This window comes from Streptomyces rimosus, from assembly GCF_008704655.1.
Lineage (GTDB): Bacteria > Actinomycetota > Actinomycetes > Streptomycetales > Streptomycetaceae > Streptomyces > Streptomyces rimosus.
Genome location: NZ_CP023688.1, coordinates 2,943,368 through 2,960,451, shown reverse-complemented (window position 1 = coordinate 2,960,451; position 17,084 = coordinate 2,943,368). Strand labels below are relative to the sequence as shown.

Genomic DNA, 17,084 nt, shown 5'->3' with positions numbered 1-17,084 from the left:
CGGAGCCGGGGCGCACTGGCGCCGCTAGTGGGACCTGACCTGCAACAACGCGGTCGGCGAGCCGGGGCCCGCCGCGGTGATCCGGTGCTGGGCCGCGGTGGCGGCCAGCGCGTTCCGCACCTCCTTCGGTCCGGCCCACCGGTGGGACGACAGATAGAGCGCGGCCGCGCCGGCTGCGTGCGGAGCGGCCATGGACGTGCCGGAGAGGGTTCGCTTCGCAGTGTCCCCCGAGTGCCACGCGGACGTGATGTCCACACCCGGTGCGAACAGGTCGAGTTTTGCGCCCCAGTTGGAGAACGCGGCACGCCGGTCCCGTGCGTCGCTCGCCCCCACCGTGATGGCCTCGCTCACCCGCCCGGGCGAGGACGCCTCGGCCCGCCGCCCGCCGTTGCCGGCCGCCACCGTGAAGGTGACACCGGCCGCCACGGCGTTGCGTACCGCCTGGTCGAGCTGCGGGCTGGGCACGCTGCCCAGGCTGAGATTGGCCACCGCCGGGCGCCGCGCGTGCCGGGCCACCCAGTCGATACCGGCGATGACCCGCGCGGTGGTGCCCCGGCCCGCGCGGTCCAGGACGCGTACGGCCACCACGCGGGCCCGCTTGGCGACGCCGTACCGGGTGCCGGCGGCCGTGGCGGCGACGTGCGTGCCGTGTCCGTTGGCGTCGTCCGCGTCCGCGTCGTCGTCCACGAAGTCCCAGCCGCTGCGGGCCCGGCCGCCGAAGTCCCGGTGCGTGGTGCGCACGCCGGTGTCGATCACGTACACCGTCACGCCCCGGCCGCCCGATGGCGGCGCGGCGTAGGAGCGGTCCAGCGGCAGGCCGGCGCGGTCCAGCCGGTCCAGCCCCCAGGACGGCGGATTGCGCTGGGTGCGGTCGAGCAGGACCGTGCGGTCGCGGTTCACGGACGTCACCGCGGGGTCCGCGGCCAGCCGCCGCGCCTGGTCCCGGGTCGCGCGCACGGCGAAGCCGTTGACCGCCGTACGGTACGTGTGGCTGATCCGCACCCCGTACCGTGCCGCCAGTGCCCGGCCCGCCGCGGACGCCGCCCGCACCCTGCCTGGCCCGGAGGCCAGCGTGACGATGTAGCCGCCGCGTGCCGCGTCCGCGGTGGCCGGGGCCTGCGTTCTGAGCGGGGTGGCGTGGGCGGGCAGGGCGGCGGCGGTGAGCACGGCCACGGCGGCGACGGCCGCCGCGCCCCCGCGGCGTGTCCATATGGGTGTCATGCGTCCGGTTCCCCTCCTCAACTCGGCTGGACGCCGCCGGAGTTGCGAGCGGGGAGTCGGGTACCGTCGCCCGTGCCGGCGGTGCCGCACCGCAGCCTTCCGTCCGGCGCGAGCCCGTACAAGAGTGCACGAGGGTGTGAAACCGGCCATATCGGCCACATGGGGTGGGTGGGGGCCGGGGGAGGGGGTGCGCGGACCCGTTCCCGGGTGGCCGGAAAGCGCCCTCCGGGCGTCCGGCTCGGCCGAACGGGTGACGGCCCAAGCCCCGCCCCGATCATGGCAGTTGGCGGCCGGATCCGAGCGGATTACGGGGTACCGGGCGAATCGGGCGGCCCCCCGCCGCTACGGTCGTAGCGTGAAGGCCATTCGTCGGTTCACCGTGCGTCCCGTCCTCCCGGAGCCCCTGCGACCCCTCAGCGACCTGGCGCGCAATCTGCGCTGGTCCTGGCACCCCGAGACCCGTGAGCTCTTCCACGCCATAGCCCCCGCCGGCCGGCGCCGCGCGGGGCTGGACCCCGTACGGCTGCTGAGCACCGTCTCCGCCGAGCGGCTGGCGGAACTGGCCGGGGACCGCCGGTTCCTGCGCCGGCTCGCCGCCGCCGCCGACGACCTCCAGGACTACCTGACCGGGCAGCGCTGGTATCAGAGCGCGCAGCAGAGCGGCCGGGACGGCCGGCTGCCCGAAGCCGTCGCCTACTTCTCGCCCGAGTTCGGCATCACCGCCGCCCTGCCCCAGTACTCCGGCGGCCTCGGCATCCTCGCCGGCGACCACCTCAAGGCGGCCAGCGACCTCGGTGTGCCCCTGATCGGCGTCGGCCTGCTCTACCGGCACGGCTACTTCCGCCAGTCGCTCTCCCGCGAGGGCTGGCAGCAGGAGCACTACCCGGTGCTGGACCCCAACGAGCTGCCGCTCGACCTGCTGCGGGAGGCCGACGGGACGCCCGCGCAGGTGGCCCTCGCGCTGCCCGGCGGGCGGCAGCTGCGCTCACTGGTCTGGGTGGCCAGGGTCGGGCGCGTACCGCTGCTGCTCCTGGACTCCGACGTGGAGGAGAACGCGCCGGGCGAGCGGGACGTCACCGACCGGCTCTACGGCGGGGGCAGCGAGCACCGTCTGCTGCAGGAGATGCTGCTGGGGATCGGCGGGGTGCGGGCCGTACGGACGTACTGCCGGCTGACCGGCCACGCCGCGCCCGAGGTCTTCCACACGAACGAGGGACACGCCGGCTTCCTGGGCCTGGAGCGCATCCGCGAGCTGGCGGACGCCGGCCGCGAGGGCGGCCCGGGCACGGCCGGCGGGCCGGTCGGGCTGGACTTCGACGGCGCGCTGGAGACCGTACGCGCCGGTACGGTCTTCACCACCCACACACCGGTCCCGGCGGGCATCGACCGCTTCGACCGCGAACTGGTCGCCCGCCACTTCGGCGAAGCGGCCGAGCTGCCCGGCATCGACGTCGAGCGGATTCTCGCGCTCGGCCTGGAGACCTACCCCGGCGGCGAGCCGAACTGCTTCAACATGGCGGTGATGGGCCTGCGGCTTGCCCAGCGCGCCAACGGCGTCTCCACCCTGCACGGCCGCGTCAGCCGGGAGATGTTCGCCGGGCTGTGGCCGGGCTTCGACCCGGAGGACGTGCCGATCGTCTCGGTGACCAACGGCGTGCACGCGCCCACCTGGGTGGCGCCCGAGGTCTTCCGGCTGGGCGCGCGGCAGATCGGGCCCGGCCGCACCGAGGACGCGCTGTCGGTCGGCGACTCGCGGCGCTGGTCGGCGGTCGCGGACATCCCGGACGCGGACGTGTGGGACCTGCGGCGGGTGCTGCGCGAACAGCTCGTGGAGGAGGTGCGGCGCCGGCTGCACGTCTCCTGGCGGCAGCGCGGTGCGGGCGCCGCGGAGCTGGGCTGGATCGAGGGCGTGCTCGACCCGGACGTGCTGACCATCGGGTTCGCCCGCCGGGTGCCCTCCTACAAGCGCCTCACCCTGATGCTGCGCGACCGCGACCGCCTGATGGAGCTGCTGCTGCACCCCGAACGGCCTCTTCAGATCGTCGTGGCGGGCAAGGCCCACCCGGCCGACGACGGCGGCAAGCGCCTCGTGCAGGAGCTGGTGCGCTTCGCCGACGACCCGCGCGTACGGCAGCGGCTGGTCTTCCTGCCCGACTACGGCATGGCCATGGCGCAGAAGCTCTACCCCGGCTGCGACGTGTGGCTCAACAACCCGCTGCGCCCGCTGGAGGCGTGCGGCACCTCCGGCATGAAGGCGGCGCTCAACGGCTGTCTGAACCTGTCCGTGCTGGACGGCTGGTGGGACGAGTGGTACGAGCCGGACTTCGGCTGGTCCATCCCGACCGCCGACGGCCACGCCACCGACGAGAACCGGCGCGACGAGCTGGAGGCCAACGCCCTGTACGAGCTGCTGGAGCAGCGGGTCGCGCCGCGCTTCTACGACCGCGACGCGGACGGCGTCCCGCAGCGGTGGGTCGAGATGGTCCGGCAGACGCTGGTCAACCTGGGGCCGAAGGTGCTGGCGGGCCGGATGGTGAGGGAGTACGTGGAGCGGCTGTACGCCCCCGCCGCCCGCGCCCAGCGCGCGCTGACCCCGCAGGCCGCGACCGAGCTGGCCGCGTGGAAGGCCCGGGTGCGGGCCGCGTGGCCGCAGGTCGCGGTGGACCACGTGGAGACCGGGGCCCTGGTGGTGGACCGCGCCGAACCGGCCGGCGTACCGGGCGGCCCGCCCAACGGCAGCGCCGAACTGGGCGCGACCCTGGCCCTGCGGGTCCGCGTCACGCTGGGCCAGCTGGCCCCGGACGACGTGGAGGTACAGGTCGTCTCGGGCCGGGTGGACGAGTCGGACCGCATCACGGACGCCACGACCGTGCCGCTCAAGCCCACCGGCGGCCCCGACCTGGAGGGCCGCTGGCTCTACGAGGGCCCCCTCGCCCTCGACCGCACCGGCTCCTTCGGCTACACGGTCCGCGTCCTGCCCGCCCACCGCCTGCTGGCATCGGCGGCCGAGATGGGGCTGCTGGCGGTCCCGTCGGAGGCGACGGGGGAGGAGGCCGGGGTGCTGATGCGGTAGGGCGTGTCCGCGAAGTCCCGTCGTACGCCCGCAGGCCCGCAGGGCGGGCCGCGCGGCGTCCGGTGCGCGCCGCTGCGTTCCGCCTCGGAAGCCGAGCCGATCGCACGGCGGAGGGTCTTCCCGGTACCGGGTGTACCGGGAAGTGCCCGACAGCGGTGAGGGGCCCCCGCGTCGTTCGGGCGTGGGGGAATGAGGGCACCTCCCAGCGGCAGCTGGGGGAATCGTGCGGCAGGCGGGACTTTGCGGACACGCCTTGGGCCGCTGTCCGTAGGCGGCCGGGGCTTCGTACGTACGGCGTGCGGGGCCCCGGCCGGGCCGGTCAGCGGGACAGTAGGAAGTGGACCTGGCGGGGCCTGACCTCCAGGTCGCTCAGGCCCTCCGGTGTCGCGCCCATCTCGCGGGCGACCTCGGACGCCGCGCGGAAGGTCTCCTCGGACTCGAAGGAACCGGTGGTGACGACGGCCTCGCCGTCGGGGGTGACCCAGACCCCGACGGACAGGAAGCCCGGCTGCGACCGCGCCGCTTCGGCGACCTGGTGGCACTGGCCGACGAACTCCTCGACGTGCTCGGGGGCCGGGTAGTGGAAGGCGACGAAACCGAATGCCATGGCGGTGTCCCCTCTCGGGCGTACGTTCCGGTACGAGCCGAAGCTAGACGGGCCGCACGGCTCCGTACAGGACCGGACCGGCCGCACCGCCACAGCCGCCCGCGGCGTGCGACGGGCGGCTTCAGCCCGCGTGAGCCGCGGGCTGCTCCTCCGCCGTGCGGGGCGCCCGGAACGTCCGCCGGTACGCCTGCGGTGAGACGCCGATCGCGGCGTGCAGGTGCTGCCGCAGGGACGCGCCGCCCGCGAAGCCGACCTGTCCGGCGATCAGGTCCACCGGCAGGTCGCTGGTCTCCAGCAGCTGGCGGGCGCGCAGCAGCCGCTGCTGGATGAGCCACCGCCCGGGGCTGAGCCCGGTCTCGTCGCGGAAGCGGCGGTTGAAGGTGCGCAGGCTCATCCCGGCGTGCCGGGCCAGCCGGGTCAGGGTCAGCGGTTCGTCCAGGTGCTCCAGGGCCCACTGCTGGGTGGCCGCGGTGCCGGTCGCGGTGGGCGCGGGGACCGGCTGCTCGACGTACTGGGCCTGGCCGCCGTCGCGGAACGGCGGTACGACGCACTTGCGGGCCACGTGGTTGGCGAGCGCCCCGCCGTGGTCGGCGCGCACCACGTGCAGGCACACGTCGATGCCGGAGGCGGCGCCGGACGAGGTCAGCACGTCGCCGTCGTCGACGAAGAGCACGTCGGGGGTGAGCCGTACCTTCGGGAAGCGGCGGCGGAAGTCCCCGGTGAGCTGCCAGTGGGTGGTGGCCGTGCGGCCGTCCAGCAGTCCGGCGGCGGCCAGCACGTAGGCGCCGGTGCAGATCGACACCATGCGGGTGCCGGGCCGGATCATCGCCAGTGCGGCGCTCACCGCCTCGGGCAGCTCGCTGCGGACGTAATCGGGGGCGATGGACGGGACCACCACCGTGTCGGCGGTGCGCAGCACCTCGGGCCCGTGCTCGACGGTGATCGAGAAGTCGGCTCCGCAGCGCACCGGGCGCCCGTCGGCCGAGCAGGTCAGCACCTCGTAACGGCCGTCGGCGGCGCCGAAGACCCGCCCCGGTATGCCGAGCTCGAACGGATAGACGCCCTCCAGGGCCAGGACCACCACACGATGCGCACGCATGGCACGATCCTATCGGGAGATGGCCATCGTGCCATTGTCGCGCTCACGGCCGCCGATCATGCTGGACGGCATGAGTGAACACACCATGCGTGCCATCAGCCAGGACGTCACCGGCGGACCCGAGGTCCTGAAGGAAACCGAACGTCCCCGCCCCGAGCCGGGCGTCGGCCAGATACAGATCGCGGTCCGCGCCGCCGGGGTCAACCCCACCGACTGGAAGCACCGCGCGGACGGCTTCTTCATCAGGACGCTGCCCCGCGTCCTGGGCTGGGACGTCTCCGGCGTCGTGACGGCGGTCGGCATCGGCGTCACGCTGTTCGAGCCGGGCGACGAGGTCTTCGGCATGGTCCCGTACCCGTACGGCGTCGGCACCCACGCCGAGTACGTCACCGGCCCCGCGCGCGCCTTCGTGCACAAGCCCGCCGCCCTCGACCACGTCCAGGCGGGCGCCCTGCCGCTGGCCGCGCTCACCGCCTACCAGGCCCTGGTGGACACCGCGGACATCCGGCCGGGACAGCGCGTGCTGATCCACGCGGCGGCGGGCGGCGTCGGCCACCTCGCCGTACAGATCGCCAAGGCCAAGGGCGCCCATGTGATCGGCACGGCGAGCGCCGCCAAGCACGACTTCCTGCGCTCCCTCGGCGCCGACGAGGTGATCGACTACCGGGAGGCCGACTTCACCGAGGCCGCAGGCCCGGTCGACGTGGTCCTGGACACCATCGGCGGTGACACCCTCTCCCGTTCGCTGGACGTGGTGCGCGAGGGCGGCACCATCGTCTCGATCCTCCCCCCGGTCGATCCGGCGACCGTCGCGGCGGCCGCGGAGCGTGGAATCCGCCTGGCGGTGATGATCGTCGAGGCCGACCACGCGGGCATGCGCGAGATCGCCGCCCTCGCCGAATCCGGCAAACTGCGCGCACACATCGCCGCGACCTTCCCGCTCGAACAGGCCGCGAAGGCGCACGAGATGGGCGAGACCGGCCGTACCCAGGGAAAGATCGTCCTTGAGGTGAAGTGACGGGCCGACGCGCCTACTCGGGCGCCGGCCGGTCCCGGCGGTGGACGACGCCCTTCGTCACCAGCCGCCCGTCCGCGAAGCACAGTTCATAGGCCGCGTCGTCGGTGTACGCGCGGTAGCCGTAGTAGCGGCAGGTGCGGCCGGGCGGCGGCGCGGGCGTGCCGTCCGGCGGTACGTCCAGGGAGAAGAACGGCAGCCGTGCCTCCACCGCCGTCCGGCCGTCGCCGACGCGCAGCTGCTCGTACGTCCCGCGGTCCAGCACCGACCACGACGGGCTGATCAGCGCGAAGACGCCCATGAGCAGCAGCAGTCCGGTGAACAGCGCGGCCGGCACGGCCACGGTCTGCACCAGCCGCCGCCGCACCTGGAGCCGGGCGGACGCCAGTTCCCGCTGCGACACGCTCCACCGGGAGCTGTCGCCGGGGCCGCGCACCGGCGCCCGGCCGGTCGTCGGCAGCCGCGCCGCGACCTCGAACCCGCCCTCGGGCGTGGGCCCGGCGCGCAGTTCACCGCCCGCGAGCCGGACCCGCTCGTCCAGTCCCACCAGCCCGTTGCCGCCGGAGACCGGGGCCGCGGGCGGCGCCGTACCGGGCGGGGGCGGGGCGTTGGTCACCGTCACGTCCAGCCGCCGCCCCTCGCCGGTCAGCCGCACCTCCACCGGCGCACCGGGCGCGTGCTTCGTGGCGTTCGTCAAGCCCTCCTGGACCACCCGGTACACGGCACGCGCGCCCATCACCGGCATGGCCTCCTCGCCCGCCCCCGGCGCCCCGGCACGCCGCAGCGAGACATCGAGGCCGGAGGCCCGGGCGCGTTCGACCAGGGCCTCGACACTGTCGTCGGCGGGCAGCCGGGAGGGCTCGGCCCGGTCGTCGGTGCGCAGTACGCCGATGATGTCCCGCAGGTGCTCGGTGGCCGCGCCGGCCGCGGCGCGCAGTTCGCCGACCGCGGCCCGCTGGTCCGGCGCCAGCCGCGGATCGACCTCCAGGGCCCCGGCCCGCAGGGCGAGCAGCGCCAGTTCGTGGCCGAGCGAGTCGTGCATGTCCCCGGCGATCCGGGCCCGTTCGCGCAGCCGGGTGCGGTCGGCGACGGCCTGCTGCTCGTGCTCCATCCGCTCGGCGAGCTGCCAGCCCGTACGGACCAGGGCCGCGTACTGACGGCGGTAGCGGCCGAGCAGCCACGGCAGGACGATGTTGAACAGCAGCGTGAGCACCGCGGTGAACCACGGCCACATGTTGTGGACGAGGACGACGCACAGCGGCAGGACGACGGCCGCGACGCCCGCGAAGAACCAGAGGGAGGCGCGGGCCCGTTCGACCCGTACCCCGGCGAGGTACGCCAGGACGGCGAGGGCGGCGGTGTACTCGAACGTGAACAGGTTGCGGCTCGTGGCGAGCGCCAGCGCGACCGGTACGGCGAGGGCCACGAGCGGCCACCTACGGCGTACCGCCACCGCCGCCGCCAGCAGCGGGATGCCGGTCGCCGCGGTCCACACCCGGTCCTCGGGCGCCCCGTCGAAGGCGGCGGTGAGCGGTACGGACAGGGCCGCCCAGAGGCAGACGTCCAGCAGCCGGGTGGTCCACCGGGGGCGTTCGGCGGCGGGCGGTGCCGGGCGCCCAAGACGAGTGAGCATGCCGTCAGCTTCGCCGACCGGACCCGTCCGGCGCCCCCGACGAAAGTAAGGAAAGCGCCGCCGGGCGCGGCTCAGGCGTCCTGGACCAGCCCTGCCTCGTACGCGAGGATCGCCGCCTGCACCCGGTTCTTCAGGCCCAGCCGGGCCAGGACGGCGCTGACGTACGCCTTGACCGTGCCCTCGACGAGGTACAGGCGCGCGGCGATCTCCGCGTTCGACAGCCCGGCGCCGACCAGCGCGAGCACCTCGCGTTCGCGCGCGGTCAGCTCCTCGGTACGGGACCGCGCCGCGGCCGCCTTCCCCAGCGCCGCACCGCCGCCGAACTGGCTGATGACGCGCCGGGCCACGGACGGCGAGAGGTACGCGCCGCCCTCGGCGGCGGCCTGCACCCCGGTGATCAGCTCGCGCGGGTCGCCGGTCTTGAGCAGGAAGCCGCTGGCGCCGGTGCCGAGGGCCCCGGCCACGTACTCGTCCTCGGAGAAGGTCGTCAGCATCACCACGGCGGTCTCCGGCAGCGCCTGGCGCAGTTCGGCCGCGGCACCCAGGCCGTCCAGCCGCGGCATCCGGATGTCCAGCAGGCAGACATCGGGCCGGTGCCGCAGCGCCAGCTCCACCGCCGCCCGCCCGTCGGCCGCCTCCGCGACCACCTCGATGCCGGGCGCGGCACCGAGGATGGCGCGTACTCCGGTCCGGATCATCGGCTCGTCGTCCGCCAGCAGCACCCGAACGGGCCCGCCGGGCCGCTCACCCCCGAGTTCAGTCATGCGCTCACCCTAATCACCGGCCCGGTCGCGGCCGCCCCGGGACATGTGGAAGGGCGGTGTCCGAAGGGAGGTTGGGAGCCTCCGGACACCGCCCGGTCGTGGGGACACGCTGCCCCGGGAGGACCGGCCGCCGGGGGCGGCCGGTGCCGTCCTTACTTCACCGCGACGCCCGTCCAGGCCGCCTCGACGCCCTTGACCTCGGCGCTGTCCTTGCCGAACAGGTCGGTGGCCGCCTTCACGGTCGCCTCACGGGCGCCCTTGTAGTCGGTGTTCGAGGTCATGTACGTGGTGAGGGCCTTGAACCAGATCTTCTCGGCCTTGTCCCGGCCGATGCCCTCGACCTTCTTGCCGTCCGCGGTCGGGCTGTCGTACTTGACGCCGCCGATCTCCTTGGCGCCGCTGCCCTCGGACAGGAGGTAGAAGAAGTGGTTGGCGATGCCGGAGGAGTAGTGCACGTCGACGTTGCCGGCTTCCGGGGTCCAGCTGTCCAGGGACTGGCCGTCCTTGGAGGGCTTGTCCATGTAGCGCAGCGGCTTGCCGTCACCGGCGATGTCGATCTTCTCGCCGATCAGGTAGTCGCCGGCGTCCTCCTTGTTCTTGGCGAAGAACTCCACGGAGGTGCCGAAGATGTCGGAGGTGGCCTCGTTCAGGCCGCCGGACTCACCGCTGTAGGTGAGGTTGGCGGTGGCCGAGGTGACGCCGTGGCTCATCTCGTGCGCCGCCACGTCGATCGACGTCAGCGGCTTCTTGTTGCCCGCGCCGTCGCCGTACGTCATGCAGAAGCAGCTGTCGTCCCAGAACGCGTTGGAGTAGTTCTGGCCGTAGTGGACGCGGGAGGTGGCGCCCTTGCCGTCGCCCTTGATGCCCGCGCGGCCGTGCACGTTCTTGTAGTAGTCCCAGGTCACCTGGGCGCCGTAGGCGGCGTCGACGGCGGCGGTCTCGGGGTCGTCGGCCTTGCCGTTGCCCCACTTGTCGTCCTTGTTGGTGAAGAGCTTGCCCTCGCCGCTCTCGCTGCCGTTCAGGTTGAACGTCGAGTGGCCGCCGCGCGAGTCGTCGGTCAGCTCGTAGCCGTCGCCGCCCTTCTTGGTACCGATCTCGACCGAGCCGCTGTAGGCGCTGGTGCCCGCGCCGTTCTCGATGCCCTGGTACTGGAAGAGCTTCTTGCCGGTGTTGGCGTCGGTGATGACGTGCAGCTGGTTGGGCGTGCCGTCCTTCTGGAAGCCGCCGACCACGGTGTCGTACGCGAGGACCGGCGTGCCGGAGGCGGCCCAGACGACCTTCTTCGGCGTCACGGCGGCGGCCTGCTTGGCGCCGAAGGACTTGGCGGTGCCCTGCGCGGCCTGCGCCGCGGCCTTCGGTGCGACCTTCGGGGTGGTGGAGGTGACGGCGATCTTCGCACTGTTGGCCTTGGTGGTGCTCTTGACCGCACCGCCCTTGGCGCGGTGCACGATCAGGTCGCCGCCGAGGACCGGAAGTCCGGCGAAGGTGCGGTCGTAACGGGTGTGGGTGGTGCCGTCGGCGTCCTTGATGACGTCCTTGACGACCAGCTTCTCCTGGGCACCCAGGCCCAGTTGCTGCGCGGTCTGCGCCTTGGTGGCGCTCGCGTCGCGCAGCAGCTCGGCGCGGTGCGAGGCGGTCATCTTGACGGGCGAGGCCGCCGCGGCGCCGGTGGTGGTTCCGGAGGGCGCCGTGGGGGAGGCGCCCGCGGTACCGGCCGTGACGGCCGCGGCTATCAGGGCGCCGGCCGCGGCCAGGGAAACGCCGGTGATACGTGCTCTACGGGAAATGTGGGGGGACACGCGTACTCCTTCGACTTTGCCAGGGTGGGGGTGCAAAGCGATGCGGGCTGTGACTTGAGGGGGAAGACTGCCATTCGAACGCGTGCATGTCAGGACGCGGTCGGGAAGTTGGCTGGAAATCGTCCGTAGAGCGAACATCACTGTTCGTATACCGGAGTTGCACCCAATGAGATGGGCGCCGCCCCCGGGAAGGGAGCGGCGCCCGGTGAACTGCTCGATGACGCACGGCGGTTGTGCGGTGCACGGCCCGCCGTCAGGTCAGCAGCTGCCGTCCGGTTGGCTCAGAACGTCAGCTTCCAGCTGTTGATGTAGCCGCTGTCCTGCTGGTACACGTCCCGCACCCGCAGGTTCCAGGTGCCCTCCGCCTTCTGGGCGGAGGCGTTGACGGTGTACGTGGCCTTCACGTTCTCCGCCGAGTCGGCCGCGTTGGAGTTCTTCAGCCGGTAGGCGGTGCCGTCCGGGGCCACCAGGTCGATCACCAGGTCGCCGCGGTAGGTGTGGACGATGTCCACGTCCACCTTCAGGGCGCTCGGCGCGTTGCCGGCCCGGGTCACCTTGATCGGCGAGTTGACCGCGGCGCCCGCGTCGGGGATCGGCACGTCGTCGGTGTTCTCGAAGACGTCACCGCCGCCGGCCGGGTTCACGGTCCAGGTGAAGCTGGTGGTGCCGGTCTTGTTGGCGGAGTCGGTGACGGTGACCGTCACATTGCCGGTGCCCGCGGTGGTCGGGGTGCCCGAGATCAGCCCGGAGTCCTGGTTGATGCTCAGCCCGGCCGGCAGCCCGGTGGCCGCGTACTTCAGCGCGCCCGCGTTGCTGCTGGTGGCCTTGATCTGCAGGCTGGCGGGCTGGCCGACGGTGCTGGTCTGGTTGCCCGGGTTGGTGACGCTGACACCGGAGTCCGGGACGCGCTGGCCGACGTTGACCGCCGCCCAGGTGTTGGCGACCGTGTTGTACGTGGCGCTGCCCTGGCCGAACAGCTCGGCCGCGGCGGACAGGGTCGCGGTGCGGGCCGCGGCGTAGTTGGTGTTCGCGTTCATGTACTTGGTCAGCGCCGAGAACCAGATCTTCTCGGCGTTGGACCGGCCGATGCCCGGCACCGGCAGGTTGTCGTAGGTCGGGCTGTCGTAGTGGACGCCGTTGATGTCCTTGGGCCCGCTGCCCTCGGCCAGCAGGTAGAAGAAGTGGTTGGCCACGCCGGAGGAGTAGTGGACGTCGACGCCGCCGATACCGGAGTACCAGTAGTCCTTGGACCGGCCGTCCTTGCTGGGCTTGTCCATGTAGCGCAGCGGCGTGCCGTTGCCGTTGATGTCGATCGCCTCGCCGATGAGGTAGTCACCGACGTCCTTGGGGTTGTTGGCGTTGAACTCCACGGCGGTGGCGAAGATGTCCGAGGTGCCCTCGTTCAGGCCGCCCGGCTCACCGCTGTAGGTGAGGTTGGCGGTGGCCGAGGTGACGCCGTGGGTCATCTCGTGGGCCGCGACGTCGATGGAGGTCAGCGGCTTGACGTTGCCGCTGCCGTCGCCGTACGTCATGCAGAAGCAGCTGTCCTGCCAGAACGCGTTGACGTAGTTGTTGCCGTAGTGCACCCGGCTGTACGCGCCGACGCCGTCGCCCCTGATGCCGCTGCGGCCGTGCACGTTCTTGTAGTAGTCCCAGGTCAGCGCCGCGCCGTAGTGGGCGTCCACACCGGCGGTCTGGGCGTTCTGCGGGGTGCCGTCGCCCCATACGTCGTCCGGGTCGGTGAACAGCGTGCCGGTGCCGGAGGTGCCGCGGTTGAGGTTGTAGGTCTTGTGGTTGCCGCGGGTGGTGTCGGTCAGCGTGTACGAGGGCGCGGTGCCCAGGGTGACCTGGCCGCTGTACATGCTGTTGCCGGTGCCCTCGTGGACACCCTGCCACTCGGCGAGCTTCTCGCCGGTGGTGGCGTCGGTGACGACGTGCAGCTCGTTGGGCGTGGTGCCGTCCTCCTGGACGCCGCCGACGACCGTCTCGTACGCGAGGAGCGGCTTGCCGTCGGCGACCCAGACGACCTTGCGCGGCTCCTGTGCGTCGGACTTCTTGGCGCCCTGCGCCTGCGACGCCTTGAGGGCCTTCTGCTCCGCCGTGGCGGGCTTGACCTTCGCGGTGGTGGTCGGCACGTCGAGCTGCGAGCGCACCGCCTTGGTGACGCCGCGCACCTTCCCGTCCGCCTTGTGGACGACCAGGCCGCCGCCGAGCACCGGCAGGCCCGCGTACGTGCGCTCGTAACGGGTGTGCAGACTGCCGCTGACGTCCTTGACGACGTCCCTGACGACCAGCTTCTCCTTCGGGCCGAGCTTGAGCTGCCGGGCCGTCTCCGCGGCGCCGGCCCGGGCCGCCCGCAGCAGTTCCGCACGCTGCGCCGGGGTCAGTTTCGCGGGCAGCGCGCCCGGGTCGGGCTGCGCGTGTACCTGGCCGGGCCGGGGTGTGGCGGCCGTGCCGGCGCCTGCTTGCACGCTGACGGTCAGCATCGCGGCCATGGCGACCACGGCGCCGGTCGCGACGGCGCGCCGATGGGGGGTGCGTCTCACACTGACTCCTTCTGCGGTGGCCGCGACCGAGGGGGTGCGGCCGAGGGGGACCGGGCGGCCCAGTGGCCGTCCGGGCAGAGCGAGGCAGAACACGTGGAACGTGTGGGGGGTGGCACCAGGTGCGGGTGGGCCGGGCGCTTCGAGCGACGAGCGGGCCGCGGTCGCGGAGTGGTGCGTTGTGGGGCTCCGCGCAACGGATGCGGGGAAGCGTGCCACCCGGGTGGCCTGATTGTCAGGAGCCGGTCAAGACTTTGGCCGGAAACCGTCCGTAGAGCGGGCGGCCGGGTCCGTATACAGGACGTGACCGTACGTCCAACCCCACCGGCCCCGTACGTCTGTCCCGGCCCCGCCGGAGGCCGCCGCCCCGCCCGGGAAGCGGCCGATCAGCAGGTGGCCGCCGCCCCCGCCCACCCGCCCGGCCCCCGCGTCCCGGGGCGTATACACGTTCCGTACGCCGCCCGACTCCAAGCACCGGGCCCAGGAGCTGACTTCGGCCACCCCCGTAACCCCCTGGCGCGTACGGAAAGCGGATGCGGCGGCACGGCACGGCGGGCAGGATCAACGCGGCCGGAAGGATCTTACGAATGCCCCGGCCTCCCGGAAGAAAGGGCCGGACCCACCATGACCACCGAACGACCCCGCCCGCCGATGCGCGCGGACGAACGCGAAACCCTGCGTGCCTACCTCGACTTCCACCGCGCCACGCTGGCCATGAAGTGCGACGGCCTCTCTGACGAGGAACTGCGCAGCCGGTCCATGCCGCCGTCCACGCTGTCCCTGCTCGGCCTCGTCCGGCACCTGGCGGAGGTGGAGCGCACCTGGTTCCGGCGGGTGGTCAACCAGGAGGACATCCCGCTCGTCTGGTCCCCGGAGGGCGACTACCAGGCGGCGTACGACCCCGGCCGGTCCACCCGCGCCGACGCGTTCGACGCCTGGCGCACCGAGGTCGAGCACGCCCGCCGCATCGAGCGCGCGGTCCCCTCCCTGGACGTGACCGCCCACCAGCCCCGCTGGGACGCCGACGTGTCCCTGCGCGTCATCATGCTCCACGTCACCCTCGAATACGCCCGCCACAACGGCCACGCCGACCTCCTGCGCGAGGGGATCGACGGGGTGGTGGGGGCCTGAGGGGCGGCCGGCGGCGCCCGGCGCCGGCGCGCGCCGCCCCGGCCGTACCGCCCCCGGCCCCGCCTGGCATCCTGCCGACGTGACCACCGAAGCCACCGCGGAGTTCGAGGCGCACCGGCCCCGGCTGTTCGCGCTCGCGTACCGGATGCTCGGTTCGGCGAGCGAGGCCGAGGACGCCGTGCAGGACGCCTACCTGCGCTGGAGCGCGGCCGACGCCTCCGCCGTCCGCACCCCGGCCGCCTGGCTCACCAAGGTCGTCACGAATCTGTGCATCAACCGGCTCACCTCCGCCCGCGCACGGCGGGAGCGGTACGTCGGCCCCTGGCTCCCCGAGCCGGTGCTCACGCACACCGCCGACCGGCGGCTCGGCCCGCTGGAGACCGCCGAGCAGCGCGAATCGGTGTCGTTCGCGCTGCTCACCCTGATGGAGCGGCTCACCCCGGCCGAACGCGCGGTCTTCGTCCTGCGCGAGGCGTTCGGCCACAGTCACCGGGACATCGCCGAGGTCATCGGCGTCGAAGAGGCGCACTCGCGGCAGTTGCACCGTCGCGCCCGGGAACGGCTCGGCGGCGCCCCGCGCCGGCACTTCGCCGTGGACGCCGCCCAGCGCGCGAAGCTCGTCGAGCGGTTCTTCGCCGCCACGCTGGACGGCGATGTGGCCGGCCTCGAACGGCTGCTCGCCGACGACGTGGTGGCCTGGGCCGACGGCGGCGGCCGGGCGACCGCGGCACGCCGGCCGGTCACCGGGCGCGCCAAGGTGCTCCGCTACCTGCTGGGCCTGGGCACCCGGCCCGAAGCGGCGTCCGTCAGGGCCGAGTTCGTCGAGGTGAACGGCGAACCGGCGGCGCTCTTCCTCGTAGGGGAGGACCTGCTCGCCGTCGTCGTACCGGAGATCCGTGAAGGGCGGGTCGGCGCGGTCCGTACCGTCATCAACCCCGACAAGCTCGCCTTCGCCGCGGGCCAGCTCGTGTGACCCGCTTCACCTCCCGGGCTGTCACGCATCCGCCCGCCCGCCGGTTCAGGTGGCATGACACATCACATCGTGGTCCTGGGAGCCGGGTACGCCGGACTGTCCGCCGCCAAGGGCATGGCCCGCAGGCTGCGCCGCCACGGCGTACGCATCACCCTGGTCAACGCCGTCGGCCACTTCGTCGAGCGGGTCAGGCTGCACCAGCTCGCCGCGGGGCAGCGGCTGGCCGACCGGCCGCTCGGCACCCTTCTCGCCGGTACGGGCATCGACCTGGTCGTCGCCCGGGTGACCGCCGTCGACGCCGCCGCCCGTACGGTGCGGATCGACTCCGCCCCGTACACCGTCGCCTACGACACCCTGGTCTACGCGCTGGGCAGCGGAGCCGACACCGCCGCCGTCCCCGGAGCCGCCACGCACGCCTATGCGGTGGCCACCTACCAGGACGCGGTACGGCTGCGTGCACGCCTGGCGGACGGGCGGGAGCCGGTGGCCGTGGCCGGGGCCGGGCTGACCGGCATCGAGGCGGCCACCGAACTCGCCGAGGCGCACCCGGGACGCGCGGTCCACCTGGTCACGGACGGCGAGCTGGGGGCCGGTTTCTCGGAGCGCGGCAGGCGCCACCTGCGCGGAGCCCTGCACCGGCGCGGCATCACCCTCCGCGAACACACCCGCGTCCGCGAGGTCGCCGCACACGGGCTGGTGCTCGCCGACGGCGGCGAGGTCCCGGCCGGGACGGTCGTCTGGGCAGCCGGGTTCCGCGTCCCGGACCTGGCGCGCGAGGCGGGGCTCGCCGTCGACGCGCGGGGCCTGATCACGGTGGACCCGACGCTGCGCTCGCTCTCCCACCCGGAGGTCTTCGCGGCGGGGGACGCGGTGGCGGCGTACGGACCGGACGGCACCGCCTCCCGTATGTCGTGCCAGACGGGACTGCCGATGGGCGGCTACGTAGCGAAGAGCGTCGCCGCCGCGCTCACCGGCACCACCGTCAAGCCGCTTCGACTGCGGTACGTCTGGCAGAACATCAGCCTCGGCCGTCACGACGGCCTCACCCAGTTCACCCGGGCCGACGACAGTCCGGTCGCCGCGGTGCTCACCGGCCGCGCCTCGGCCCGCTTCAAGGAGGCCGTCACCAGGGGCACGGTGCTGGCCCTGCGCCGCTGAGCCGGGCCGGGGCGTCGGGCCCCGTAAATGGCTGGCGCGGCACCGGGAGGCGGCGGGACCATGCGGAG

General features: G+C 73.4%; 12 protein-coding genes. 5 read left to right on the top strand and 7 right to left on the bottom strand.

Annotated elements, in window-relative coordinates; all coding sequences use genetic code 11:
* Positions 1-24: 24 nt before the first annotated feature.
* A complete protein-coding gene (locus tag CP984_RS12000) occupies positions 25-1,221 on the bottom strand; it encodes a S8 family peptidase (protein ID WP_003982227.1) in 1,197 nt (398 codons plus the stop codon).
* 355 nt (positions 1,222-1,576) lie between these two features.
* On the opposite strand from CP984_RS12000, the gene glgP reads away from it, so the two are divergent.
* Positions 1,577-4,294, top strand: coding sequence for an alpha-glucan family phosphorylase (glgP, locus tag CP984_RS11995; protein ID WP_003982228.1), 2,718 nt, complete (start codon positions 1,577-1,579; stop codon positions 4,292-4,294).
* A gap of 319 nt (positions 4,295-4,613) precedes the next feature.
* Here glgP and CP984_RS11990 read toward each other — a convergent pair whose 3' ends face one another.
* The gene (locus CP984_RS11990) at positions 4,614-4,901 is read right to left on the bottom strand and encodes an antibiotic biosynthesis monooxygenase family protein (protein WP_003982229.1); all 288 of its coding nucleotides are present in this window, start codon (positions 4,899-4,901) and stop codon (positions 4,614-4,616) included.
* A gap of 121 nt (positions 4,902-5,022) precedes the next feature.
* Positions 5,023-6,000: a GlxA family transcriptional regulator gene (locus CP984_RS11985; protein WP_050498820.1), complete on the bottom strand. Its 978-nt coding sequence runs from the start codon at positions 5,998-6,000 to the stop codon at positions 5,023-5,025.
* Between the two features lie 85 nt (positions 6,001-6,085).
* On the opposite strand from CP984_RS11985, the gene CP984_RS11980 reads away from it, so the two are divergent.
* A complete protein-coding gene (locus CP984_RS11980) occupies positions 6,086-7,018 on the top strand; it encodes an NADP-dependent oxidoreductase (RefSeq protein ID WP_030373024.1) in 933 nt (310 codons plus the stop codon).
* 13 nt (positions 7,019-7,031) lie between these two features.
* On the opposite strand, the gene CP984_RS11975 is transcribed toward CP984_RS11980, so the two are convergent.
* The 4 genes from CP984_RS11975 to CP984_RS11960 all read right to left on the bottom strand — a co-directional run bounded on the left by CP984_RS11975 (position 7,032) and on the right by CP984_RS11960 (position 13,757).
* The gene (locus tag CP984_RS11975; protein ID WP_003982233.1) at positions 7,032-8,648 is read right to left on the bottom strand and encodes a sensor histidine kinase; all 1,617 of its coding nucleotides are present in this window, start codon (positions 8,646-8,648) and stop codon (positions 7,032-7,034) included.
* 71 nt (positions 8,649-8,719) lie between these two features.
* The gene (locus tag CP984_RS11970; protein WP_030178998.1) at positions 8,720-9,412 is read right to left on the bottom strand and encodes a response regulator; all 693 of its coding nucleotides are present in this window, start codon (positions 9,410-9,412) and stop codon (positions 8,720-8,722) included.
* 152 nt (positions 9,413-9,564) lie between these two features.
* On the bottom strand, positions 9,565-11,211 hold the full coding sequence (locus CP984_RS11965; protein ID WP_003982235.1) for a M4 family metallopeptidase: 1,647 nt from the start codon (positions 11,209-11,211) through the stop codon (positions 9,565-9,567).
* A 281-nt stretch (positions 11,212-11,492) separates the two neighbouring features.
* Complete coding sequence (locus CP984_RS11960; RefSeq protein WP_003982236.1) at positions 11,493-13,757, bottom strand: M4 family metallopeptidase; 2,265 nt, start codon at positions 13,755-13,757, stop codon at positions 11,493-11,495.
* Positions 13,758-14,378: 621 nt separating this feature from the next.
* Between CP984_RS11960 and CP984_RS11950 the strand changes: the two genes are divergently transcribed.
* From CP984_RS11950 to CP984_RS11940, 3 genes are all read left to right on the top strand, one after another.
* Positions 14,379-14,885 carry a DinB family protein gene (locus CP984_RS11950; protein ID WP_003982237.1) on the top strand — a complete coding sequence of 169 codons (507 nt, stop codon included), beginning with the start codon at positions 14,379-14,381 and terminating at the stop codon, positions 14,883-14,885.
* A gap of 79 nt (positions 14,886-14,964) precedes the next feature.
* Positions 14,965-15,858: an RNA polymerase sigma-70 factor gene (locus tag CP984_RS11945; RefSeq protein ID WP_030178999.1), complete on the top strand. Its 894-nt coding sequence runs from the start codon at positions 14,965-14,967 to the stop codon at positions 15,856-15,858.
* Between the two features lie 54 nt (positions 15,859-15,912).
* Entirely contained in the window at positions 15,913-17,016 is a 1,104-nt protein-coding gene (locus CP984_RS11940; RefSeq protein ID WP_003986165.1) for an NAD(P)/FAD-dependent oxidoreductase, read from the top strand.
* Positions 17,017-17,084 lie beyond the last annotated feature (68 nt).

What these genes read in the sequence shown, in the direction of transcription:
- CP984_RS11980 (WP_030373024.1), top strand. Translation starts at nt 6,086, where the DNA reads ATGCGTGCCATCAGCCAGGACGTCACCGGCGGACCCGAGGTCCTGAAG.
- CP984_RS12000 (WP_003982227.1), bottom strand. Translation starts at nt 1,221, where the DNA reads ATGACACCCATATGGACACGCCGCGGGGGCGCGGCGGCCGTCGCCGCC.
- CP984_RS11990 (WP_003982229.1), bottom strand. Translation starts at nt 4,901, where the DNA reads ATGGCATTCGGTTTCGTCGCCTTCCACTACCCGGCCCCCGAGCACGTC.
- CP984_RS11940 (WP_003986165.1), top strand. Translation starts at nt 15,913, where the DNA reads ATGACACATCACATCGTGGTCCTGGGAGCCGGGTACGCCGGACTGTCC.
- CP984_RS11970 (WP_030178998.1), bottom strand. Translation starts at nt 9,412, where the DNA reads ATGACTGAACTCGGGGGTGAGCGGCCCGGCGGGCCCGTTCGGGTGCTG.
- CP984_RS11975 (WP_003982233.1), bottom strand. Translation starts at nt 8,648, where the DNA reads ATGCTCACTCGTCTTGGGCGCCCGGCACCGCCCGCCGCCGAACGCCCC.
- CP984_RS11985 (WP_050498820.1), bottom strand. Translation starts at nt 6,000, where the DNA reads ATGCGTGCGCATCGTGTGGTGGTCCTGGCCCTGGAGGGCGTCTATCCG.
- CP984_RS11950 (WP_003982237.1), top strand. Translation starts at nt 14,379, where the DNA reads ATGACCACCGAACGACCCCGCCCGCCGATGCGCGCGGACGAACGCGAA.